The 24,068-nt window shown below is 60.9% G+C and carries 18 protein-coding genes and 2 pseudogenes; 9 read left to right on the top strand and 11 right to left on the bottom strand.

Annotated elements, in window-relative coordinates:
* The 10 genes and pseudogenes from X727_RS135645 to X727_RS135690 form a co-directional block, all read right to left on the bottom strand.
* Positions 1 to 101, bottom strand: a pseudogene (locus tag X727_RS135645) (co-chaperone GroES); the annotation flags it as partial.
* Between the two features lie 432 nt (positions 102 to 533).
* Positions 534 to 1,517: a beta-ketoacyl-ACP synthase III gene (locus tag X727_RS135650; protein ID WP_023694886.1), complete on the bottom strand. Its 984-nt coding sequence runs from the start codon at positions 1,515 to 1,517 to the stop codon at positions 534 to 536.
* The gene (locus tag X727_RS135655) at positions 1,514 to 2,779 is read right to left on the bottom strand and encodes an adenosylmethionine--8-amino-7-oxononanoate transaminase (RefSeq protein WP_023694887.1); all 1,266 of its coding nucleotides are present in this window, start codon (positions 2,777 to 2,779) and stop codon (positions 1,514 to 1,516) included. The genes X727_RS135650 and X727_RS135655 overlap by 4 nt, the downstream gene beginning before the upstream one ends.
* Positions 2,779 to 3,414 carry a dethiobiotin synthase gene (gene bioD / locus X727_RS135660; RefSeq protein ID WP_023673640.1) on the bottom strand — a complete coding sequence of 212 codons (636 nt, stop codon included), beginning with the start codon at positions 3,412 to 3,414 and terminating at the stop codon, positions 2,779 to 2,781. Before bioD ends, X727_RS135655 begins: the two co-directional genes overlap by 1 nt.
* Positions 3,411 to 4,562: an 8-amino-7-oxononanoate synthase gene (locus X727_RS135665; protein WP_023740402.1), complete on the bottom strand. Its 1,152-nt coding sequence runs from the start codon at positions 4,560 to 4,562 to the stop codon at positions 3,411 to 3,413. Before X727_RS135665 ends, bioD begins: the two co-directional genes overlap by 4 nt.
* On the bottom strand, positions 4,559 to 5,572 hold the full coding sequence (gene bioB, locus X727_RS135670) for a biotin synthase BioB (protein ID WP_031204886.1): 1,014 nt from the start codon (positions 5,570 to 5,572) through the stop codon (positions 4,559 to 4,561). Before bioB ends, X727_RS135665 begins: the two co-directional genes overlap by 4 nt.
* Before the next feature lie 90 nt (positions 5,573 to 5,662).
* Complete coding sequence (gene nadC / locus X727_RS135675; protein WP_023697790.1) at positions 5,663 to 6,517, bottom strand: carboxylating nicotinate-nucleotide diphosphorylase; 855 nt, start codon at positions 6,515 to 6,517, stop codon at positions 5,663 to 5,665.
* Positions 6,514 to 8,058, bottom strand: a complete 1,545-nt coding sequence (locus tag X727_RS135680) for an L-aspartate oxidase (protein WP_023697791.1) — start codon at positions 8,056 to 8,058, stop codon at positions 6,514 to 6,516. The genes nadC and X727_RS135680 overlap by 4 nt, the downstream gene beginning before the upstream one ends.
* Positions 8,055 to 9,029 (bottom strand): quinolinate synthase NadA, encoded by a 975-nt coding sequence (nadA, locus tag X727_RS135685; RefSeq protein WP_023835503.1) that lies wholly within the window; start codon positions 9,027 to 9,029, stop codon positions 8,055 to 8,057. The genes X727_RS135680 and nadA overlap by 4 nt, the downstream gene beginning before the upstream one ends.
* A gap of 67 nt (positions 9,030 to 9,096) precedes the next feature.
* A complete protein-coding gene (locus X727_RS135690; RefSeq protein WP_023673634.1) occupies positions 9,097 to 10,065 on the bottom strand; it encodes a membrane protein in 969 nt (322 codons plus the stop codon).
* 162 nt (positions 10,066 to 10,227) lie between these two features.
* On the opposite strand from X727_RS135690, the gene panB reads away from it, so the two are divergent.
* The 6 genes and pseudogenes from panB to X727_RS135715 all read left to right on the top strand — a co-directional run bounded on the left by panB (position 10,228) and on the right by X727_RS135715 (position 15,501).
* Positions 10,228 to 11,088 (top strand): 3-methyl-2-oxobutanoate hydroxymethyltransferase, encoded by an 861-nt coding sequence (gene panB / locus X727_RS135695; RefSeq protein ID WP_023835502.1) that lies wholly within the window; start codon positions 10,228 to 10,230, stop codon positions 11,086 to 11,088.
* Positions 11,085 to 11,948, top strand: a complete 864-nt coding sequence (gene panC / locus X727_RS135700; protein ID WP_023740408.1) for a pantoate--beta-alanine ligase — start codon at positions 11,085 to 11,087, stop codon at positions 11,946 to 11,948. Before panB ends, panC begins: the two co-directional genes overlap by 4 nt.
* A gap of 93 nt (positions 11,949 to 12,041) precedes the next feature.
* Positions 12,042 to 12,765, top strand: a pseudogene (locus X727_RS1000000169720) (LuxR family transcriptional regulator).
* Between the two features lie 92 nt (positions 12,766 to 12,857).
* Complete coding sequence (locus tag X727_RS135705) at positions 12,858 to 13,490, top strand: acyl-homoserine-lactone synthase (RefSeq protein WP_023707030.1); 633 nt, start codon at positions 12,858 to 12,860, stop codon at positions 13,488 to 13,490.
* Between the two features lie 455 nt (positions 13,491 to 13,945).
* On the top strand, positions 13,946 to 14,356 hold the full coding sequence (locus X727_RS135710) for a DUF2285 domain-containing protein (RefSeq protein ID WP_023835501.1): 411 nt from the start codon (positions 13,946 to 13,948) through the stop codon (positions 14,354 to 14,356).
* Between the two features lie 170 nt (positions 14,357 to 14,526).
* Positions 14,527 to 15,501 (top strand): hypothetical protein, encoded by a 975-nt coding sequence (locus X727_RS135715; RefSeq protein WP_023708080.1) that lies wholly within the window; start codon positions 14,527 to 14,529, stop codon positions 15,499 to 15,501.
* A gap of 614 nt (positions 15,502 to 16,115) precedes the next feature.
* Here the strand turns inward: X727_RS135715 and X727_RS135720 are convergent.
* The gene (locus tag X727_RS135720) at positions 16,116 to 16,871 is read right to left on the bottom strand and encodes a Crp/Fnr family transcriptional regulator (protein WP_023706251.1); all 756 of its coding nucleotides are present in this window, start codon (positions 16,869 to 16,871) and stop codon (positions 16,116 to 16,118) included.
* Between the two features lie 2,465 nt (positions 16,872 to 19,336).
* On the opposite strand from X727_RS135720, the gene bluB reads away from it, so the two are divergent.
* The 3 genes from bluB (at position 19,337) to X727_RS0135045 (ending at position 23,376) form a co-directional block, all read left to right on the top strand.
* Entirely contained in the window at positions 19,337 to 19,972 is a 636-nt protein-coding gene (gene bluB / locus X727_RS135735; protein WP_023835498.1) for a 5,6-dimethylbenzimidazole synthase, read from the top strand.
* A gap of 879 nt (positions 19,973 to 20,851) precedes the next feature.
* Positions 20,852 to 22,672, top strand: coding sequence for a glutamine--fructose-6-phosphate transaminase (isomerizing) (gene glmS / locus X727_RS135740; RefSeq protein ID WP_023835497.1), 1,821 nt, complete (start codon positions 20,852 to 20,854; stop codon positions 22,670 to 22,672).
* Between the two features lie 449 nt (positions 22,673 to 23,121).
* Complete coding sequence (locus X727_RS0135045) at positions 23,122 to 23,376, top strand: helix-turn-helix transcriptional regulator (RefSeq protein ID WP_031197535.1); 255 nt, start codon at positions 23,122 to 23,124, stop codon at positions 23,374 to 23,376.
* Positions 23,377 to 24,068 lie beyond the last annotated feature (692 nt).

Raw genomic sequence — 24,068 nt, 5'->3', positions numbered from 1 at the left:
GCCGTATCCGGGATGATGATCCCGCCGGCGGTCTTGGATTCGGATTCGACCCGGCGTACGACCACGCGGTCATGCAGCGGCCGGAAATTCGACTTTGCCATTTTTGGATTTCCTTGGTGCGGATGTTGAACGGTGCTCCGTTGCCGGAGCATGCCTAGCACTCAGCCGAAGCGAGTGCTAACGCGGCAATGAGATAAGCCGCAGGCTCCTGCTAGTCAAGACGGAAGAGCAAAGAGAAAAGAGAAAAGAGAAGACAGCAAAGAGCAGTCAGCAAAGAGCGTGTAAGCATCGAGCCTTTTATGTGAACAATGTCGGGTATCCGACATATATGGGGCGGCTCACCCTTTGTAATTGAGCTTTATTCAGGTGGTACGATTGGTGCAACGGGTGTTGCATTTGAACTCATCCAGAGGCTCGCACGGGTCGTGCTGCGTCAGCTTGGTCATGTCGAGCTTCAGAAGGCCATTTTTTGGCATTGGTTCTGTTGCTCCTATTGCCATTCATGACCAATCCTGCGCGCGTGAGCCGGCCGGCTAGATTCCAACCACGAGAGCGCCGCCGCTGAGACCCGCACCCGCCGCCGCCAGAAGGATTTTCTCTCCTGGCTGGAATGGCTTCATCTGGTTGGCGAGCGAGAGCGACAGCGGGACCGTCGCGGCCGAAGAGTTGCCGTATTCGGCAATCGTCTTGACAATTGCTTGGTCCGCAATGCCGAGGTTTCTTCCGACCGCGCCGAAAATCCGAGTATTGGCCTGATGCGGCACAAACCGGCCGACATTGTGTGGCCGCACTCCCGCAGTGGCTAGCGCGGCTGTCGAGCAATCGGTCATCATCTCGACGGCCTTTGCGAACACTTCGGGCCCGTCGGTCATCGTCATCCGGGTCTGCCCGAGGTCGAGGTCGCCATGGAACGGCGTGTTGCTTCCTCCTGCGGGAATCTGGATCAGCCCGTAGCGCGAGCCGTCCGAAGCTACCGAGGCACCGAGAATGCCCCGATCAGCATCATCGCACTGACCGATCACCAGGGCGCCGGCGGCATCGGCGAACAAGGCTGAGCTCGCGCGCTCGGCTGGATTGATGCGGCGGCTGAGGATGTTGGCGGCGATGACCAGCGCTGGTTTGCCATGCAGGCGGGTGAACCCGTCCGCAAACATGAGCGCATAGATGAAGCCGGCGCAGGCGCCGGTCAGATCGACCGCGCCTGCGCGGCCAAGGCCAAGCTTGTGTGCGACCAGCGGCGCGCTTGGCGGCAGAAGATGGTCGGGCGTCGAGGTGGCAAGCAACAGCAGACCGATGTCGTGGCGCGCAATACCGGCGTTCACCAGCGCCATGTCGCCAGCCCGGGTGGCAAGACCCGACAGCGTGTCTTCGTCCGTTGCCCAGAAGCGCGAACGGATTCCGGTACGCCTTTCGATCCAGCCCGGCTCGAGGCCGAGATTGCTCTCGATCTCGGCATTGGCCACCTTGCGCCCAGGCACGTGATGGCCAAGTCCGAGAATGCGCGACGACTTGCTCATGGCCTTGACCCGAAGCGTTCCCCAGCCTCCTCGATGGCGTCATAGAGTCGTTCGAGCTCGTCGCCTGCGATGCAATAGGGTGGCAGAAGGTAGAGGACATTGCCGAGCGGGCGCACAAGCAGGCCGCGCTCGAGGAAGAAAGCGCGCAGCTTCGGACCAATCTCGGCGAGATAACCTGCTGAACCGGTTCGCAGGTCGAGCGCCGCGATCGTTCCCGTGGCTCGACAGTCGACAAAATATGGATTGTCCCGAAAGCGTTGCAGCCCGACGGCCTGCATCACGCTCAAGGCCGTGATCCGCCCGGCCACTGGCTCGTCGCGCCAGATCTCGACATTGGCGAGTGCTGCCGCACAGGCAATCGGATTGGCGGTGTAGGAGCTCGAATGGAAAAACGTCTTCTTCCGGTCCTCGGAATAGTGCGCCCGGAAGATGGCATCGGTGACAAGCGTTACGGCCAGCGGGATGGTGCCGCCGGTCAAGCCTTTGGAGGTGCACAGGATATCTGGAGAAATCGATGCCTGCTCGCAGGCGAACATGGTTCCGGTGCGTCCCCAGCCGGTCATCACCTCGTCGGCGATCAGCAGCGAGCCGGAGGCCTCAGTGATCTTCTTCAATTCGGCCAGAACCGATGCTGGATACATCAGCATGCCGCCGGCGCCCAGCACCAGCGGCTCGACGATCAAGGCTGCGGCTCGTCGATCGCGGGTCACAGCCTCGAAACGATCCAGCGTCTCCTGCTCGTGCCCCGCGGCCGGAAAGGGGATGATGTCGACCTCGAACAGCAAGGGTTCATAGGCGGCGTTGAACACGCCACGCGCACCGACGCTCATCGTTCCAATCGTGTCACCATGATAGCTGTGCTCCATGACGACGATGCGCGAGCGCGGCGCGCCGATGTTGCGGAAATAACCGAGCGCCATCTTCAGCGCGACTTCGACTGAGGTCGAGCCACTGTCGGAATAGAACACCCAGTCGAGTCCAGCGGGAGCGAGGCCGACAAGCGCCTTGGCCAAGCGCTCTGCCGGCTCGTGCGTGAAGCCCGCAAAGATAATCTGGTCGAGGCTCGACGCGGTTGTCTCGATTGCCTTCATGATGCGGGGATGGCGGTGGCCATGTGTGACGACCCACCAGGAGGAGATGGCGTCCAGGATGCGGGCGCCGTCGGCCCTGTGGAGATAGGCGCCCTCAGTCAGGACGATTTCTGGGATCGCAGGCTCGAGTGCGTGCTGGGTGAAGGGATGCCACACATGAGACTGCGACATCAGTCACCTCCAGTAATCGAGGCGAAGGCGAAGCCGGCAACCATTGCGTCCCTCAGTGTTTTGCCCGTCAGCACATCGAGGTGCGGCAGCCTGCCGAGCTGCGGGGCACCGCTGAATTCCACGATGGTCCGTTGCGTATCGGCCATCTCATCGCCGATGAAAGCGATGCCCGCCAACGGGATGGAGCGGGCGCGGAGCGCCTCGACCGATAGCAAGGTGTGGTTGATGGTGCCGAGTGTGGTGCGGGCGCACAGAATAACGGGCAGCCGCCATTCAGCGAAGATGTCGATTAACCTTGTGCGCCGGTTGAGCGGCACCATTAGGCCGCCGGAGCCTTCGATGACGAGCGGCGTCGGTAGGACGGGAAAAGCAAGATCGGCAGCCTTGATCGCCACGCCGTCGATCTCGGCCGAACGATGCGGCGACAGCGGGCTCCGCAAGCGGTAGGCTTCCGGCAGCACGCGCTCTGAGGGCAAGCCGGCAAGCCGCGCGACCACCTCGCTGTCGGTCTCGCCGTCGAGGCCCGATTGCACCGGTTTCCAGTAAAAGCCGTCCAGCAAACCGGCGAGCCCAGCCGCAAACACGGTCTTGCCAACTCCGGTATCCGTTCCGGTTATGACGATGCGTTGGGTCATATCGCCTCCGGTGATGTTTGGGCCAACACCTCGACCAGCGCCTCGACCATGGCGGAAATGTCGGCTTCGCCAATATTGAGCGTCAGTGAGATGCGCAGCCGCGACGTGCCCTCGGGCACGGTCGGAGGACGAACGCCGCGTATGTCGAAGCCGCGGGCCTGCAGGCGCGCCGCCACTGCCATGGTGCGCCTGACATCGCCGATTACTAAGGGCTGGATCTGAGAGCCACTTGGTGTCACACCCCAGCGATTGACCAACCGGCCGGCGCTGGCGACGCGTTCATGCAGCTGAACACGCCTCATAGGCTCGTCGGCGAGCATTGCGAGTGCCTCGCGCGCCACGACCGCCATCAGTGGCGATGGCGCGGTCGCGTAGATGAATGGCCGGCAACGGTTGATCAGATATTCGCACAGTGCCCTCGGCCCGGTGACGAGCCCACCAGATGCGCCGAGCGCCTTGCCGCAGGTGTGGAGCGCTATGATGTTGTCGCGGCCCTCGAAAGCGGCGGCAAGCCCCCGGCCATCCGGTCCCCAGACGCCGGTGGCATGCGCCTCATCAATGACGATGAATGCGCCGTGCCGATCGGCAAGTGCGACCAGGCTCTCCAAAGGCGCGCAGTCGCCATCCATGCTGTAAAGGCTTTCCACCGCGATCCAGACGCATCCCATGCCGCCTGCGACGCGCCAACGTGTAATCGCATCCTCGACAGCGGTGGCGTCGTTGTGCGCGGCCAGCACGAACTGTGCGCGCCCGGCCTGCGCACCCTCATGCATGCTGGCATGGGCGAGCTCATCGACAACCAAAAGATCGCCCTTCTGCGGCAGGGCGCTCAGCAGAGCGAAGTTGGCGATGTAGCCGCTGCCGAAGAACAGCGCGCGGTCGGCTCCAAAGAATGCCGCCGCGTCTGCCTCGAGCTGCTCGTGTTCCGGTGCATTGCCGCGCAACAGCCGCGACCCGGTGGCGCCAACCGGCGTGCCCCGCGCAATCGCCGCCACAACCGCATCGCCAAGTCTTCTGGACGCGGCCAGCCCGAGATAGTCGTTCGACGAGAAGTCCAGCCCGGCGCGGGGCGAAAGCGTCCGCAGCCGGTCCTTGCGCGCTAGCCCCTGCAAGGTCGCATCATAACGGGCAAGCGGCGCCCCGTTCATTGCGCCTCGAGTTCCATCGGATCGATGCCAAGGCGCCGGAACAGCAGGGTATCCTTGTCCTCACCGGGATTGTCCGCCGTCAGCAGCGTGTCGCCGAAGAAGATCGAGTTGGCGCCGGCAAAAAAGCACAGCGCCTGCATCTCGTCGGTCATCGCGGTGCGGCCGGCGGACAGACGGACATGCGATTTCGGCATCATGATGCGCGCCAGCGCGATCACGCGCACGAATTCGATCGGCTCAATGGGCTTGGCGTCTGCAAGCGGCGTACCGGCGATCGGGATCAGCATGTTGATCGGAACGCTTTGCGGATGTTCCGGCAGATTGGCCAGCGTCACCAGCATGTCGATCCGGTCCACCGGCTCCTCGCCCATGCCGACAATGCCTCCACAGCAGACCTTGATGCCGGATTTGCGAACGTGGTCAAGCGTCTCGAGCCGCTCGGCAAAGCTCCGCGTACCGATGATCTCGCTATAGTAGCGTTCTGACGTATCGATGTTGTGGTTGTAGTAGTCGAGACCCGCCTGCTTCAGTCGCACGGCTTGCTCAAGATCGAGCATGCCGAGTGTCATGCAGGTCTCCAGGCCCAGCGCCTTGACGCCTTCGACCATCGCCACCACCGCATCCATGTCGCGCGCCTTGGGGTTTCGCCAGGCCGCGCCCATGCAATAACGGGTGGCGCCGGCATCACGCGCCTTGGTCGCTTCGGCGATGACGCGCCTGACTTCCATCAGCTTGGACGCCTCCAACCCGGTTTCGTGACGCGCCGACTGGCTGCAATAGCCACAATCCTCCGGGCATCCTCCGGTCTTGATGCTGAGCAGCCGGCTGAGCTGGACCTTGTTTGGATCGAAATTCTGGCGGTGCACCGTTTGCGCCAGGAAGAGGAGATTGTTGAAGGGGGCATGGTAAAGTGCCTGAGCCTTCTCCAAGGTCCACGCTCCAGGGTCAGGGGGGTCAAGAGATTTGGCCTGTGGCGGTGTCTGCGTTGAACTTGCCGTTTGCATCTCCATGCTGTTCCTCCGGTATGACTTGCGGGTCTTTGCTATCTGACTAGTGATCGGAAAGGACAGTTGACCCAATCCTGTTCGTTACTCAGACAATCATGAGCCCCGATGGTCGAGGCCGATATCCAGGATCGGCGCGCTGTGGATGAGTCGGCCGACCGAAATCAGATCAACGCCGGTCGCGGCAAACGCTCGCGCTGTATGCGACGTGATCCCGCCAGAAGCCTCGGTGATAGCGCGGCCACCGACCATTGCGACGGCGCGGCGAAGATCGGGGAGGGACATGTTGTCGAGCAGAACCGCATCGGGAGCGAAGCCAAGTACCTCCTCCAACTGGGCCAGAGTATCGACCTCGACTTCGATCTTGACGAGATGACCGGCCGCTCTTCGTGCTCGCTCGAGCGCTGGCCGGACGCCGCCTGCGATGGCGATGTGGTTGTCCTTGATCAAAATTGCATCGTCCAGGCCGAAGCGGTGATTGGACCCGCCACCTGCGCGCACGGCATACTTTTCGACTGCCCGCAATCCGGGCGTCGTCTTGCGGGTGCAGACGATCTTCGCGCCATATCCACGAACCGCAGCGACCATCGATGCCGTTGCTGTGGCGATGCCGCTCAGATGGCACAAAAAATTGAGTGCCGTCCTTTCGGCTGTGAGAATGGCCCGGGCCGGGCCAACCACTGATGCAATGACCTCTCCATCCACGACATTGCAGCCGTCTGCCCGCTCCACGGAGATTTCGACACCAGGATCAATCAAGCCGAAAGCGAGCATCGCCAGATCGATGCCGGCGACAACTCCGGACTGTCGCGCCACCAACACGGTTCCCGCTTGGCATTCCTTCGGGACGATGGCGTCCGTGGTCAAGTCGCCGGCTCTGCCAAGGTCTTCAAGAAGAGATGCCCGTACAAGCGGCTCAAGCAGGACCGTGGGGAGCGGTGAGAGCATCATCCCTTTGCACCTTCGGAGCTTGGCGAGTGTCCGAGTTCCCGCGCAGCCGCCAAGGCGGCTTCGAGCGTGATTTCGGACCGTCGGGCGGCAGTCGCATGATGAGGAAAATCTGTCCGGTAATGAGCGCCGCGGCTTTCTTCGCGCAACAAGGCGGCAACAGCAATCATTAGGCCGACAGCCGCCGGATCCGAGGCCGCATCCTTGCTTTCGGCGAGCGGCAATAAGGCACGCGCGGCTGCTTTCAACGCTTGACCATCCCGGACGATGCCGAGTGCGCGCGACAGAAAAACGCGCACGGCTATCGGAGCGGGCGGTGGGTAAACGTTCGCAAACGCAGGCCTTGTTCTGCGCGCAGGCGTTCCGGCGACGCTTTCAGCGACCCAGCGGGCGCACACGATTGCCTCCGTCAAGGAATTGCTGGCGAGCCTGTTGGCGCCATGCAGTCCTGTCGAAGCGACTTCGCCGCAGGCCCACAGCCCCTTGACGGAGGTCCTGCCCGAGCTGTCCACGGCAACGCCACCCATGTGGTAGTGTTGGGCCGGACGAATGGGGATGAGATCGCGCGCGGGATTGATGCCCGCTCCAAGGCAGGCTGATGCGATTGTCGGGAAATGTCGAGCGAATGCCGGGCCTGGCCGTTGTCGGGCATCGAGAAAAACATGGTGGCCGTCCGCAAGATGGTTCCACACGGCGCGGGCCAAGACATCGCGAGGCGCAAGTTCCGCCCCGGGCACGCTCTGGAGAAAAGCCTGGCCGGTTTCATCGATCAGGGCAGCACCTTCGCCTCGCACAGCCTCGCTGACCAGCGCCATAGGGCGTTCTGGGCCGTCAAGCGCGGTCGGGTGGAACTGAATGAATTCGAGGTCGGCTAGGACAGCTCCAGCGCGGGCCGCAAGCGCAAGGCCTTGTCCGCAACTGCCCCAAGGGTTCGTGGTGTCGAGAAACAGTCCCCCGATGCCACCGGTGGCGAGGACGACCCGCCGTGAGCCGAAGAAGAAAGGTGCGATCGAACAGCTCGCCCAGACGCCTCGGATCGCATTCTCTCGCACGGCGAGCCGGCGCGCTTCCACGCCCTCCACGACAACTATCGACGGAGTGGAACGCACAGCCGCGATCAGCGCACGCATGATCTCACGCCCGGTGCCGTCCCCATGCGCATGAACGATGCGACGTCGGCTGTGTGCGGCCTCCAATCCGAGGCACAGTGATCCTTCCGGCGTGCGGTCAAAGCGAACCCCAAAGCCCGCAAGCCCCTCTATGGCCTTAGGCGCGGCTTGGAGGATGCGGCTCGCCACGTCTCTGTCGCAGAGACCATCCCCGGCGGCAACCGTATCGGCCAGGTGCATTGCCGGATCGTCGTCTTCGCCGAAACTTGCAGCCAGGCCCCCCTGGGCCCAGGTGCTCGAGTTGTCAGCTCCCAGCAGCGACCTTGACAGAAGAAGCACCGGCTCCGGCGACAGTTGAAGCGCGGTCATCAGTCCGGCGATGCCGCCGCCGATGATGATGGGCCGCCCGAAGAAGCTGCGGGGGTCGGCGCTCAAACTGCCAGCATCCGTTCGACCGCTAGCCGCGCGCGCCCGGCGATCCCGGGTTCGACGGTTACGACATGGTGGTTCTGCTCGAGCGCCGTGCGGATGTTGGCAAGCGTGATCCGCTTCATATGCGGGCACAAATTGCAGGGCCGGATGAACTCGACCTCTGGGTGGGCTAACGCGACGTTGTCGCTCATTGAGCATTCCGTCATCAGCACGACACGTGGCGGCCTTTGCCTTTCGACATAGTCGGACATGGCAGCCGTCGAGCCGGAAAAATCGGCTTCAGCCACGACGTCGGGCGGGCATTCGGGATGGGCGAGCACGACCACGCCGGGATGGCTTTCGCGCAACTCGCGGATGTCGGCCGGTGAAAAGCGCTCATGCACCTCACAACGCCCTTTCCAGGCGATGATCTGCACATCTGTCTGGGCGGCGATATTCTGGGCCAGATATTCGTCCGGCAACATGATCACCCGGAGAACCCCAAGGGATTCGACGACCGCCTTGGCGTTGCCGGATGTACAGCAGATATCCGACTCGGCCTTCACTTCGGCGGACGTATTTACATAAGTGATGATCGGAACGCCGGGATAACGCTGGCGCATCAAGCGCACGTCTTCTGCCGTGATTGAGTCCGCCAACGAGCAACCGGCGCTGAGATCCGGAATGAGCACGGTCTTGCCCGGATTGAGGAGCTTGGCCGTTTCGGCCATGAAATGGACGCCGGCCAGCACGATGACTTGCGCCTCGACCGTCGCAGCCGTGCGGGCTAGTGCCAAGCTGTCGCCGACGATGTCGGCCACGCAGTGGAAGATCTCGGGCGTCTGATAGTTGTGCGCCAGGATGATCGCGTTGCGCTCGCGCTTCAGCGCAAGGATCGCCTCGATATCCTCGGCGAAAGCCGGCCATTCGCTCGGCGGGATCACTCGTCGGACGCGCTCGTAGAGCAACGCGGCCGTAGGCAGCATGGCGCCCATCGACCCCCTCCCGCTTATACTCTAACTGAAAATAACCAGCATATACTTGCTGTGAGTATAAGGGATGTCAACCCCGCGCCAGCGGCAATTTTGTCCCGGCGATGAGCCTATCGTCGAGAACGGCGTGGCGGAAACGGAAAAGCTTCGCTGGCCGGCCGCCGGTCTCAGTGGTGGCCTCTCCGGTCTCCTCGACCAGCTCCTGCTGTTCGATCAGTCGGCGAAAGTTCGGCTTGTGGATGAGCCTGCCGGCGAGCGCCTCCACGGTTCGCTGCAGCTGCAAAAGCGTGAAGACCGGCGGCATCAGCTCAAAGACGACTGGGCGGTATTTGATCTTGGAGCGCAGCCGCGCAATGCCGGTCGCCACGATGCGGCGATGATCGGCGACCATGGACTTGCTGGGCACCAGCGGCGGGGGTCCTGCGTCCCGCCCTCTTACGGCCTCTTGGACCAGGCCTGCTTCGTAGACTAACTCATAGCGTTGAAGCGTGAGTTCCTCGTTCCAAAGGCGGTCGTCGAAGCCAAAGGCTATCGTCGCCCGCTGCCAGCGTTCACGTCGCGTGGCCGAATCGCCAACCCCGTTTGCCCATTCGATCAGGCGCGGCCGCAGAACGTCCAGCACGACCGCAGGCGTGCCGGAGCGGTGGTCCTCCCATGGAAAATATTCATACCAACTCTGCCATCCGCACTTGGGCGAGCCCGCTGCCTGTTCCTTGCGCGTCAATGCGAGATAGCTGATGGAGATGACGCGCTGCTGGCGCTCGGCGCCGATGCGATCCCGATCCGCGAACGTGTAGAGTTGCTCAATGTACCCCAGCCGATGGCCGGTTTGCTGCTCGACCCACCCCCTCAAGCCGGATTGCAGCGATCGGTGCTCAAGCGCAAATGGACCGGAGGGCAAGGTGTCCGCCTGGCCGATGGTGAGGACACAGGGTTGACTGCCGTTTACGGCGACCACAAAGGCGATCAAGTCCACTTTGACGTTGTCGGCCTTGCCGGCGGCTCTGTCTTTCCTGAGTCCTATTGCCTGATCGTCCATTATTTGGCCAACTCGGGGGCACCTTAATCGATTTAGTGTAAGCGTGCCAATTGGCACGTCAACACCCCGCAGCTGCATGGCCATTTTTTTGCTCTTCGCACCTGCACAAAAATGTGCCAAAGGCGACAGCCGCAGCTGGTAACGTAGGGGAAGGAGGGTCCCATGAGCGCTTATGGTGACACCAGGGCGATCACACCGCCGGATATTCGTTCGCGCAAAGGTGGGACGCCGCTCGTCTGCCTTACCGCCTACACCACCCCAGTCGCCCGGCTTGTCGATCCCCATTGTGATGTGGTGCTCGTCGGCGACAGCGTCGGCATGGTTCTCCACGGCCTGCCCTCGACGCTCGGTGTCACGCTGGAGATGATGATCACGCACGGCCAGGCGGTGCGCCGTGGCATCAAGCAGGCGCTGATGGTGGTCGACCTGCCGTTCGGTTCCTACGAGGAAAGCCCAGAGCAGGCTTTCCGCAATGCCGCGCGCGTCATGGCCGAGACCGGCTGCACGGCCGTCAAGCTCGAAGGCGGCGAAGCGATGGCAGAGACGATCGGCTTCCTCGCCGCACGCGGCGTGCCCGTCATGGCCCATGTCGGATTGACGCCGCAGGCCATCAACACCATCGGTGGCTACCGCGTACAGGGCAGGGGCGGGGATGCCGAGCGCATCAGGCGCGATGCAATTGCGGTGAGCGAAGCGGGCGCCTTTGCGGTCGTCCTGGAGAAGGTTCCTGAAGCGCTCGCCCGCCGGATCACCAAGGAGGTGGCGACCCCGACCATTGGCATCGGTGCCTCGGCAGCCTGTGACGGCCAGATTCTCGTCGTCGACGACATGCTGGGCCTCTTCGGCGACTTCCGGCCCAAGTTCGTCAAGCGCTATGCTGAACTCCGGGAGGCGGCTGCGGCTGCGATCGCTTCCTATGCGCGCGAGGTGAAGGAGCGCCAGTTTCCCGCCGCAGAGCACGTGTTTGCCGATGCGCCCAAGCCCGCCGACACGGACGCCACCAAGAGCGGAGAAGCAGCGTGAGCGTGCCGATCGTCAGGAGCGTTGACCAGCTTCGCGAAAGCGTCGCCGCATGGCGCTGCGAAGGTGTGAGGATAGCCCTGGTGCCAACGATGGGCGTCCTGCATGAGGGCCATCTCAGCCTGGTGCGCGCTGCACTCGAGAAGGCAGACCGTGTGATAGTGACGCTCTTCGTCAACCCGAAGCAATTCAACAGCCAGGCCGATCTTGCCGCGTATCCCCGCACCGAGGACGAGGATGCCGCCAAACTGGCACCGGTTGGCGCGCACCTGCTTTATGCGCCAGATGCAGAGGAGATGTATCCGGCGGGCTTCGCCACCACCGTTTCGGTTTGCGGTGTCAGCGAAGGCCTGTGCGGTACATTCCGGCCGGGGCATTTCGACGGCGTGGCGACCGTCGTCGCCAAGCTCTTCCTGCAGACCAGCGCTGACTTCGGCTTCTTTGGCGAAAAGGACTTTCAGCAAATTCACCTGGTCAGGCGCATGGCCCGGGATCTGGATATTCCAATCACCATTGTTGCCTGTCCGACAGTCCGTGAAGCCGACGGTCTTGCGTTATCATCGCGCAATGTGCGGCTCTCGCCAGCGGAACGCGCTGTTGCTCCCAAGCTATCATCGGTCCTGCTCAAGACGGCTGAGCGGCTTGAGCGCGGCTCACCCATCCTGCCAACGCTTGCAGAATCTCGCGCAGCAATTCTGGCTGCAGGCTATCGCGAGGTCGAATACCTGGAACTTCGCGATGAGGCAGATCTGCACCCGATAACAAGCCTCGATCGACCGGCACGGTTGCTTGCCGCCGCCTGGCTCGGCGGCACACGGCTCATAGACAACGTCAGACTATTTCGGATTGGTTCAACAGATTAGCCACGTTCTCGGCACGCGCCGTATTCGTCCGGGATCATCTAAAACAAGGTCTCTGCCTGGCATTGAGCGTTACGGAGGTTACGCACAGGACACATGCATCGCGTGTTTGAGAACTTCGTCGAGCAACTGTCTGCAAGTGTTGATGCTGCCGATCTCGGTGAGGCAATGGCCTCCGCTGCAGCCGGCTTCGACTTCCCGCTATTCGCCTATTTCACCTACCCGTCAGCCTCCGGCGACGCCCCCCAATTGATTTCAAACTATCCTTCATCCTGGACGTCACGTTATCTGCAACAGCGGTACCAGTCTCGATCCGGTCATCCTGCGCGGGCTGCAAGGCTGGGATACATTCGATTGGGGTGTGGATCGCGCTCGGCACGGTCTGCCGAATTCGCAGCAACAAATTCTAGAGAGTGCGGCTGAGTTTGGCATCTGCGGCGGCCTGACGATGTCCATGCATGATCATCTCGGCCGGTTTGCTGCCCTGACCTTTGCTTCCGACGAGTCCCGTCCGCCTCTGTTGCGGTCACTGGCACGTTACGAAAAAGCATTGCAGCTGGTGGCCATCAACTTTCATATCCATGTCCGGCGAAGGCTCGCCGATCATCGCGTGGTGGATGGTGTAACGCTCACCCCGCGGGAGTTCGAGTGTCTGAAATGGGCGGCGCGCGGCAAGTCGGCTTGGGATACTAGCCAGCTTCTCGGCGTCTCAAAGCGCACCGTGACCTTTCATCTGGAAAACGCCAAGGCAAAGTTTGGCGTTCGAACGATCAACCAAGCCGTTGCACGAATGGCTGCCTCCGGCCTGACGAGATCCTGATTCTCAGCCACGATACCTGTAAACCTCTACAGGCTGCATTGCTGTCAGCTTTGCCCTTCGATGGCGGGAACACATCCCACATGGAGGCGACCATGATGCAACTGATAGCACCAGACTTTTACAGTGATTTTGCAGGCGAGCTCAAAGAGATGCACGGGCTCAGGTTTCGGGTGTTCAAGGAAAGGCTCGATTGGGAAGTTGATACCGAAGACCAGATGGAATCCGATCCGTTTGATGCTCTCAAGCCTGTCTATCTGCTCCTCAAAGGATCCGACTGGCGAATTCGCGGTTGCGTGCGTCTTTTGCCCAGCACCGGACCCACAATGTTGCGCGACACCTTCCCGGTGCTGCTGGGTGCTGACGTCGTGCCCTCGACCACCGACATATGGGAGAGCAGTCGTTTCGCGCTCGATCTTCCTCCGTCGGCGCCCAAGGCAGCGGGCGGGCTGGCTCAGGCGACCTACGAGCTCTTCGCGGGCATGATCGAGTTCGGCTTGGCCAAGGATCTGACCCGGATCGTAACGGTGACGGACACGCGCATGGAGCGGATCCTCCGCCTTGCTACGTGGCCATTGTCGCGCATCGGAGAACCCAAGTGCGTCGGCAAAACGGAGGCGGTGGCTGGGTTTCTCGAGATTTCCCACGCGAGCCTTTTGCGCATCCGCAGCAGGGGACGTCTGAGCGGACCGGTACTGTGGCAACCGGTTCTAGGCCCGTCAGCATAGCGCCATTGTGGACACCTGTGCCATGAAGGATGCTGGTTTGCCCAAGGAAGCGACGGTCGGCCTTGTATGCTGGCCGGACTGGCGTCGCCAGGACGCTTACCACTACGCCAGACGATTGCCACGCACTGGCTGGGCCTGGGAGTTTCTTCGGCGCAATCCACAATTCCAGCGCGACCACGCCAAAATGGCACCGTCCGCCTGCTTTGTCGGAACCCAGGCCGACATGAAGATAATCGAGTTGACGACAGAATCAGCTTTCCTAAGACAATGGAGCCTCCTTTTTCGCGGACGCGCCACAGTCGGACGCTACATCGGCGAGGGTCTTTTGGGATCCGCGCGATTGCGCCTGTATTCTACGAGCGGCCGCGGAGCCGCTGGGGCTCGACCACGATTTTGAACCGCTTCACCTTTCTTCGCTCTCATGCTGCAAGGACATCCTGCTGACAGCTGCGGGCATGCAGCACGTGCTGCTGAGGGAGAACTGCCGGAGTCTGCAGATCGCCGTTTCCGGTGCGTCCGTCCTCCGCCCGTTGCGGCTATATGTCGACGCGATCCTTCAGCCGCAGCACCTCAAGTTCCATGTCGCTGCCCTTCAGTTCCTGAACGACATCAATGATTGCCGCCGCGTGTCAGCTGCTTGCTTTCCGCCGGAACACCGCGGAGCGCGTCTGCGTATGGTACTGCAGGCTTTGGATGGCTCGCTGGCGGGAGCATCTCATCAGGAGGTCGCCATTGCCTTGTTCGGGAGACGCCGTGTCGAAGAAGATTGGCGTCATCCAGGCGGCCATCTTCGCGATCAGGTACGTCGCGCCATCCAACGCGGTCGCTACCTGATGGGCGGCGGCTACAGACAGTTCCTGAGGTAATTGGAGTGGTTGCGATTGTCTTATACGAACGCGCAACCTCCATTTTCTCACTGCAATGGTGCGTTGCACAAAACGTGGCAAGCGCCTAGTTCTTCCGCGGCGAATCGGGTTTCGGCGAAACACCGGGACCCAACTTCGTCGATAAGTGCATTCATGACCTGAGGACCCCGATGACCGTTATGAACTCCGACAAAGCCGGCGCTGCAAGCCTTGAGACAATCGCGCGAAACGGCAGCATGCTGCGTCGCATAGCCGTACGCATTCCGACCTACCTGTCGGATATTCGCGAGAACCCGGCGTGGCTGCCCATGTTCATGTTGGCGCGCACCATGCCGGCACGGAGAATGCACTGGCGTGGTGCAAAGCCGGTCCGAAGGCCGCAAAGAGCCCAGGACACGATGTTTGCCGGTGTCAATTGCCACGACGTTGTCGACGCGCTGCGGATGGATGGGCTTTTTCCCGGCCTTGTCCTGCCTGCAATGGTGGCTGAAGATGTAGCCGCATTCGCCAGGTGCACACCTTGTTTCGGCAATTTCGATCGCCGACTCGAGTTCATGCCGGCGGAGCATGCGGAGGCTGAGGCGCGATTTGGCCGTCCGTTGCTCAGCGGCCATTATTTCGAGCGCATTCTGGGCTGTAAGTCGGCCGTTGCCATCCAAAACGATCCGCTGCTCATGGATATCGCGGCGCACTATCTCGGCGGCCAGGCGACGCTGATCACGACGCGCGTCTGGTGGAGCTTCCCGACCGGCCAGGCGTCGGACGCGGACAAGAACCTGGCTTCGCTCGGCAAATACCACTTCGACCTGGACGACTGGCGGATGCTGAAGTTCTTTTTCTATCTGGTGCCCGTCGACGAGGGGACCGGCCCGCATATCTATGTTCGCGGCAGCCATGATCGCCGCGCCCTCAAGCACCAATTTACGCTTGTCGTCGGCCATCCAGCGCAAGAGATTCTGGACGTCTACGGCAAGCAGAGTCCGGTCACGCTGACCGGCAAGGCCGGTTTCGGTTTCGTCGAGGATCCGTTCGGGTTCCATATGGGCACCGTGCCGTCGCACAGGCCACGGCTGATGATGGAAGTTGGCTTCGGCGTTTCTCCTCCATCGCGCCGCCGCTTCCATGGCGAGCCTGTGATCCGCTGATTTCGAAAAGTCCCGAAACAGCCTTCCCGTTGTGAGGGAAGATAAGGCTATGCCGCCAATCGATCTGTTCCGGGCCAAAAGCGGTTGTCTGCATATGCCCTGAACTTGGCTGGTGCAATGAGTCTCGCCATTGCTCCAGCCAGCGCATCAGTGCCTGTTTAATCGAGGTTAGATGGCAGTGCGCCCAAGAGATCCTCCTCGATATCGCCTGCCGCGCGAAGCCTCAGATGCTCTTCGAAAACCTCCTTTACGGACCGAGTCGTCTCGGGTCTCCTTTGAGTGGCCGGAAGGTGGTGCACAGCCGTATCGTGCTTCGGGATCCTGAACGAAGGCGAGGGGCGGTTTGTTCCTCGCGCGGCGCATGCAGCGGTGCCGGCATGACAGCTTCGTCGTGGATCCCGATGCTCGGCAACGTCGGCGGTGAAGGCTCTGTCTAGGCGGCTTACGTGACTCCAATGCAGGAGATCGACCATCTCCTGTTCGAGCACATTCGTTGGCGATCACCGTCGCGGCGCTACGGACGCCGCGGCGCCTGCGATCAATGCAGTTTGCCGACTAGCCGAGCGTATTCGGCTTCAGCCCTGCCATATGACCCATCAGCCAGCGCAATTAGNTCAATGCAGTTTGCCGACTAGCCGAGCGTATTCGGCTTCAGCCCTGCCATATGACCCATCAGCCAGCGCAATTAGACGCGCGCGATCAAGAATGACTACCTCTCCTCGCATTGAGCGTATCAGACCTTGGCCCTCCAAGGTTTGCAGCGCTATGGTGACGCCGGGCCGCCTGACACCGAGCATAACTGATAAGAACTCGTGCGTAATCGCAAAGCTGTTCCCGTCGACGCGATCATCACACATCACCAGCCATCTTGAGAGCCTGTCGACTATGTTCATCCGGGCATTGCTGAGCGCGGTGAAGCTTGCCTGGAGGTGAAAGTAGTGAACGTAGCGGAGCAGAAAACTTCGCAGGGTTGGGCTTGTCAAAAGCGCCTTGGTGAAGAGGCCCGCATCGATAACAAAGGCTCGGGCCTCTAATTGGACGTAACAATCGTGCGTTGACCGGTCATCGCCCATGATAAGCGCTGAGCCGGTCATACCCTCACAACCTATGATTCCGATCTCAGCTTCAATACCAGGCCGCAGTTCGCCCACCACTGACCCGAGACCGCTCTCGAAGAAGTACACGGTTCTGATTGGAGACCCCGCCACTTCGAGATGCGTCTTCAGTCCAAGGGAGACGCTTTCCAAATGAGGTTGCAGCAAGGCCAAATCTGCCGAGCACATTCGAAGCAGCAGCGAATTGCGATAGATGGAATTTTGGCGGGTGTCGCATTGCGCGGCAGTGTGAGTTCGTGAACTGGAGTCTGTCATAGCTCCCTCTCCCTATTGGGGCGGAAGCATGTTGATCGCTCACAGCCGACGGACGCCCTTAGAGTTGCCGTCGATGGCACACTGTATGCCTGCCGACCGCGGTTGTCCCATTTTTTAATCAATTACGTTAATCGGCCCGAGCCAAGCTTTGGCGCACCCGCTCTAACGCGGCATTCAGATGCTCCAGAAATTCGTCATCACCTTTCGTTGACAAATTGCGTTGTCGAACGCGAGTTACAATGCGCTCCTGGAGTGAAACCGCTGTCTCATAGTGGTCCACGATCATCTGAAATGAAGCTCTCACTGGGGCGGATTGAAAGGGCTGTGCCATAGCACAACCCTAGCTCCACGAGGATGAGAGTTCCATGCCGGCCGCCGCTTGGGTAACAATCGTACATATACCCAAGACTGACCGCGCTCTTTGGTTATCCTCCCAGAAATCCGGTAGCCTGCGTGGCGCAGCTTCTCTTCGCTCTTCGACCTCCTGACCCGGCCGACCAGTCCCGGCTTCAGCCATTCCGCCTTGTCCTTCTTATGCTCCTTCGGGACCGGGACGCCGACCTCGCCCTGCACACGATCCCACAGCGTTTGCCTTTTGTCGGCCTTGACGGCTAACATCGCCCGCCCTTGTAGGACCGCTTTCAGCCATGATCACCTCGGGGGGCTGAACGAAGCGCGTGGTTGTCGACTCTGTCAGTCGTCGCAGACGCTTACGGAGGCCTCACCGCAGAGGGAGATGCGCACTCCGGCTCGACGACGGCTGTCGAAAATCAGACTGATGTGGATGCACTACCATCGATCTGCACTAAGATTCTCGACCTCGGCAATAAGCTCCTCTGTACAGCAAGCGACCTTCCTGCCTCGCAAAATCAAAGTCAAACCCCGCCGCAGATGCATATGCCTGGCAGCACGCGTCGGTCTTTGGCCGCGCATCTGGCAAACCGAAATCAAGTAGCCCGCCATCGCGCGACCCTCAACGCGATCTTGATCATTGCAGTGGGGCAATAACTTGTCTCTTTGGAGCTTGGTGGTGATATATAGGCGCCCAAGCCAGCGCTAATATTGCATGGAGCTAAAATGCCCGGTAAGATTTCTTGGGTGTTGGCTGGCGGGTGTTTGATGCGGTTTCATCGTCTAGGCGCGGTCGCTCTGGGTCTGGCGTCCTTCATCAGCAGCGCTCATGGCCAAGAATCCTGCGACCCTAACTACACAGGCGCCTGTGTTCCAATCGCCAGCGATGTCGACTGTTCCTCCGGAAAGGGCAATGGTCCCGCATACGTACACGGGCCGGTCTCTGTCGTGGGCACCGATATCTATGATCTTGACCGAGACGGCGACGGAATAGGTTGCGAAAACGGCTAGAGGAGGCAAGTCGCCCTCCAACTTCATGACGGCACCAGCCCATCCGCTGTTGATGTTAACGGTCACCTCCGAGTTGAGGGTGAGCAACGTTCCCAGCCATTTGCATCAAATATTAGGGCCTCGTAAATGCGACTTATGGCGACTCTGCGGTACGACGGTCGAACACCTTCCACGTCTCAACCGTCTCCTGCCTTACGTTTTGTCAATTGGTAGCTGATTGTAGAATGTGCCAGTAACTGGGATGCTCATCTCGTTCCACATGCGCGAGCCCTGATGCGCGTCAGTTATTTTTACTCTCCGGTCACGATTGAGACCACTGGCCCGGGCGATGTTCCCCGAGAAGAACAAAGAGGTAGATGGTGCCGGAATGGTCCTACCAATGCTCTCCCCTTGTGAACGGCATCCAAATTTTTCGGCGGGCTTGAACAGCGGCCACCTTTGGCGGCTGTCGAGGGCTGATGAAACATTCCATTCCAGCTCTTTCTAATGTGTCGTCCGAACAGTGAACGAAAGTAGAACATATAGTTCAAGCGCGAATCGACTGTGAGAGGGATGAGCTCCAATTTGGGTCATGCCTGACGCTGGTGGAAGACGAAATTGCGGTGGCGACTGGAAGCTCAGCGATGCACCAAATGAAACTGGGCAGCTGGTGCTGTCCGCTGCGGCGCTATGACGACAGACGATGGTATCTGCCGAATGACCTGGGGAATCTTCGGGGACGTCGAGGCCGACGTGGTCGGAAGCAAACTGAGTTGCAGGCGGTGCGGCAGGAACGACCATATGCAAGCTGAGATGCCTGTCGCCGTCTCCGCGTTCCAGGCCGACGTTCTCTGCATTCCGAGGCCTGGTGAGCGATACGGGTGCGCCTGAGTGTCAATGGCGCATTTAGCAACGGCCTGGTACACGATTCACCGCGGTGCGCGCTGATCGAAACTGGCTTGGTCGATTGCATCGTAATAGCGCCGCCCACCAGGAAAGATTTTCTATCGTTTGCGGTTGGGGTCGCATGACGCGATTGTCGGACGCAACAAGCCAGCTTGGCAATAGGCAGAGGCTGTCCACACTGTACTCCCTAATGCCAATCCATACCTAACGAGACCGCCATGCCGTCACCTCCAGATTTCACCGACGATTTTCGCTCCGAGCTGATCACGCTGCTGCGCTGGCGCAGGGATGTGCGGCGCTTCGAGCCGACGGCTCTGCCAGAGGGTACGCTGGAACGCCTGCTCGAGCTCGCCAGCATTGCGCCCTCCGTTGGCCTCAGCCAGCCCTGGCGCTTCGTAGTCGTCGAGAGCCTCAAGCGGCGCACTGCCGTGAGAGACTGCTTCGAGCGCTGCAATGCCGAGGCGCTCACGCGCTTTTCGGGAGAGCGCGCCGCACTCTATGCCCGGCTGAAGCTTGCCGGGCTCGACGAGGCGCCCTGTCAATTCGCGGTCTTCGCCGACCGCACGACTCGACAAGGCCATGGGCTCGGTCGCATGACCATGGCGGCGACCATCGACTATTCGGCCGTCATGGCAGTGCACACACTGTGGGTGGCGGCGCGGGCGGAGGGCATCGGCATGGGCTGGGTGTCGATCCTCGATGCGACCGAGATGGCCGAAATTCTCGACACGCCGCCCGAATGGACGCTGATCGGCTATTTCTGCCTCGGCTATGCCAGCGAGGAGCACGACATGCCGACCTTGGAACGCGAATGCTGGGAAAATCGGCGGCCGCCGGTGGTGATCAGGCGATAGTGGGGCTGCTCATCATTCGCCTCTTCCCTGGCGATGAGCTTGACGCAGATCGGGTCGCCCTTCGCCACATTGCCATTCCGACCGAAGCCGAGGTTCGTGTTCTTGCAAAGGCCAGGAAAGAGCAGCATGACAAGCGCGACCGCAGCGAAGATGGCGCTTGCGACAACCGGGCTGAAGCCGGGCATGGAGGTGGTCGACCTCTGTTGCGGGGCGGCTGTGCCGATCGCCACGATCACCCGCCATGTCGTCGCACTACGCCGACCAGCTGGAGGCCGCGCAGCGCCGGCTGACCGGCGCCGGCGCGACCAATTGCGAATTCGTCGCCGGCTACGCGCTACGAACTCGCTACTCTGGTGTCACGCCCCGTGAGTCTTCACGGCCAACGCCTTCGACGGCGTCCCGGACCGACCGCGGCTGGCACGTGCCGTGCGCGAGGCGCTCGCCCCCGGCGGACATTTGTTATCGTCAACTGACACCGGCAGCCGCGCGAGACGACGACGGTCCTGAAGCGAACTCAGGCTGTCGCCAAGACAGACCATCGCCGATGCCCAAGTCGGCGGCACCCTGCTCCAGGTGCCGACTGCCTGGCAAGGGGCCGCAGGCCCGTCGTCCGTCCACTGTCCAAGGCCTCCTGGCCTTTCCGAGGCCGTGATCCTGCCGCGGGTGTGAGTTTGCGATCCTCATAAGAGCGTCAGGCGCGAATAGAAGTTTGGGTCGTGGCTCCAAGCGGCCGACCTATCCATCGGGTGGATGGTAGTTATCACAACAATCAATTTTACCAATATTATGGAATTCTACTACAAGGCCGCCACTTAAAGCGGCCGGACGGGTATCCGTCTCGCGTGGGCTGGTGCTGCCCGCAAAGATGCGGAGACGAACATGTGCGGGATTGTTGGCATCGTTGGGCAACAGCCGGTGTCGGATCGGTTGATCGGCGCGTTGAAGGGTTTGGAATATCGCGGCTATGATTCCGCCGGCGTTGCGACGATCATCGAGGGTGCCTTGCACCGCCGGCGCGCCGAGGGCAAGCTCGTCAACCTCGAGAGGCGACTGAAGGAAGAGCCGCTGAGCGGCAACGTCGGCATCGGCCACACGCGTTGGGCAACCCACGGGGCCTCGACCGAACGCAATGCGCACCCGCACTTTAGCGACGGTGTCGCCGTAGTCCATAACGGCATCATCGAGAACTTCACCGAGCTGAAGGACGAATTGGCGGCGGATGGCGCCGAGTTCCAGACCGACACCGACACCGAGGTCGTTGGGCATCTCTTGGCAAGATACCGCCGAGAGGGCATGAGGCCGCAAGAGGCCACGCGTGCCATGCTGAAACGCGTCAAGGGCGCCTATGCGCTTGCCATCCTCTTCGAAGATGAACCGTCGACCATCACGGCGGCGCGCAACGGGCCACCGCTCGCGATCGGTCACGGCGACGGCGAGATGTTCCTGGGCTCCGACGCGATCGCCCTTGCTCCCTTCACCAATGAAATTACCTATCTCATCGACGGCGACTGGGCCGTTGTCGGCAATTCGGGCGCCCATATCTTCGATGTCGACGGCCGTCCCGTCGAGCGTCCGCTCCATATCTCCACGGCCGCGGCCGATCTGGCCAACAAGGGCAACCATCGCCACTTCATGGAGAAGGAGATTTACGAGCAGCCCGAGGTCATCGCCCATGCTCTCCGTCATTACATTAACATCATAGACAGTCGCGACATGGTTCCTGGCATTGATTTCGCCAAGGTCCCGAGCTTGGCGATCTCTGCCTGCGGAACCGCCTATTTCGCCGGACTGATCGGAAAATACTGGTTCGAGCGCTATGCGCGCCTGACGGTTGAAATCGACGTTGCGTCCGAATTCCGTTACCGCGAGATCCCGTTGCCGCCGCAGTCGGCAGCTCTTTTCATCTCGCAGTCCGGCGAAACCGCCGATACGCTTGCGTCATTGAGGTACTGCAAGGAGCGTGGGCTGAAAATTGGCGCTATCGTCAATGCCTGCGAATCGACCATCGCTCGCGAGGCCGATACGGTTTTCCCGATCCTTGCCGGACCGGAGATCGGCGTCGCCTCTACCAAGGCTTTTACCTGCCAGCTTGCCGTTCTAGCAGCACTCGCCATCGGCGCCGCCAGAGCCCGCGGGACGGTCCCCGAAGACGAGCTGCAGGAGCTCGTCAGGAGCCTCGCCGAATTGCCGCGCGTGATGGGCCACGTACTCGAGAGCATCCAGCCGGAAATCGAGTTCTTGTCGCGCGAACTGTCAAAGTGTCGTGACGTCCTGTATCTCGGCCGTGGCACCAGTTTCCCGCTAGCGATGGAAGGTGCGCTGAAGCTCAAGGAGATTTCCTACATCCATGCCGAGGGCTATGCAGCGGGTGAATTGAAGCACGGGCCGATCGCCTTGATAGACGAGAACATGCCGGTGATCGTCATCGCGCCCCATGACCGTCTTTTCGACAAGACCGTTTCCAACATGCAGGAAGTGGCTGCCCGTGGAGGGCGGATTATCCTCATCACCGATGAAAAAGGGGCAGCCGTATCGAAACTCGAAACCATGCACACGCTCGTGCTGCCGATTGTCGACGAGATTATCGCGCCAATGATCTTCTCGCTCCCGATACAGCTTCTAGCCTACCACACGGCGCTCTTCATGGGGACGGATGTAGACCAGCCGCGCAATCTCGCAAAATCGGTCACGGTCGAATGATTGTGAACCTGTACAGGTGGCGATGCGCCTCCAGGAAAGCGGTACCCCTTGTCTGGATCCGAAGCCCGGATGAAACCAGATGACCATTGTTTGCTGCAATTGCGAAACTCGGTAGGTTACGAGCGGGTCTTTCGCTGCCTCGCCGGTGGAGATTGCCGAAGGAAGCAGTGTCCGTGCCGAAAGTTCGAGTTGCTGTTCAAGAAAGCCATTGGCGAGAATGGTCCACGAAGGATCGCAGGTCGCATGCGTTACGCCGACCAGGCTCTCAGCACGGGCAGTCTTGATACTTGATCAGAAGCAGGTGAGCCGCCATATTCCGGCCCGGCCAATTCAGCGGCCCATCCCATGCATGAGGCCGGTTCGGCCGAATGGACGACCATTTTTTTTATTTGCTAGGTGTGCGCCTCGGGAGGAATCTCCGAGGGAGCTCCCAGTTCTTGGAGATGTTTATGAAGGATTCGCGCATTCCCGAACCAGTCTTGACGGCTATGTCCCAGGGAACCCACATCGTCCGCGCTTATCGCGAGCACCTTGGATATTCGATCGACGACCTGGCCGTCGCGTGCGGGCTGGCCGCTGAGGAAATCCAAAACATCGAGCGAGGTCTGAGGTACAGCAAGGGCTATCGGGATCGGATAGCGAAATCGCTTTCCATACCTGTGGGAATTCTTGAGTCGGAGTTGGACATTTCGGACGCCGCCTGAACAGATCGGATGATCTGCAATGGGTGGACTAGCTGTTGTGATGTGAAGCTTGCGGCTGATGTCGACGCTTGATTCGATTGATGCGATGCCTTCTGGCGCAGCTCACCGAACAACAAAGCGATATAGCCGCCCGGAGTGCTACGAAACGTGCACGACGGCATCGGCTCGCGACGAAGGACTAACGGCGAACTCTTCCTAGTTCGGCAAGGCGATGCTGGCTTGAGCATCAACTCGGCCTACGAGAGTGGCTACTCCTAGGCTGAATCGTCCACCATGGCGAAGTCGCGCCGCTCTGAAAGTAACATGGCGGGCATCCTGACGTTTCCGGGTTGACTATGGGCGTTCGAACCAGGAAAAGGGGCCGCTCTTCGTGAGTGGCGTGCGCCGGCAGTCTGACCCCCAAGCCCCCCGCCCAGGCTGCCGGCGCGCTTCTAGAAAGATCGAAAGGGACTCGCTTGCGCTCTGCCCGCTGACACCTTGTGGTTCCTCCTGCGGGTCCAGCGGACCACCTTGGGTGTCACCAGTTCTGGTGGTCACGCGCCTCCATTTGCGATCTCGTGTCAGTGAGTGCACCGCAAGCACCCTCTCTGCCAGCCTGAAAAATTCACGGGGGTTGGTGGATGTGGCGCAAGCCCGTTGAAATGACGTAGGATTTGGTTGCTTAAGCCGATCCGAAATTTCCCGGAGACCAC

The organism is Mesorhizobium sp. L103C105A0 (assembly GCF_000502215.1).
Classification (GTDB): Bacteria; Pseudomonadota; Alphaproteobacteria; order Rhizobiales; family Rhizobiaceae; genus Mesorhizobium.
Note: the sequence above shows the minus strand (reverse complement) of the source record. Positions and strands in the feature narration are given on the sequence as shown.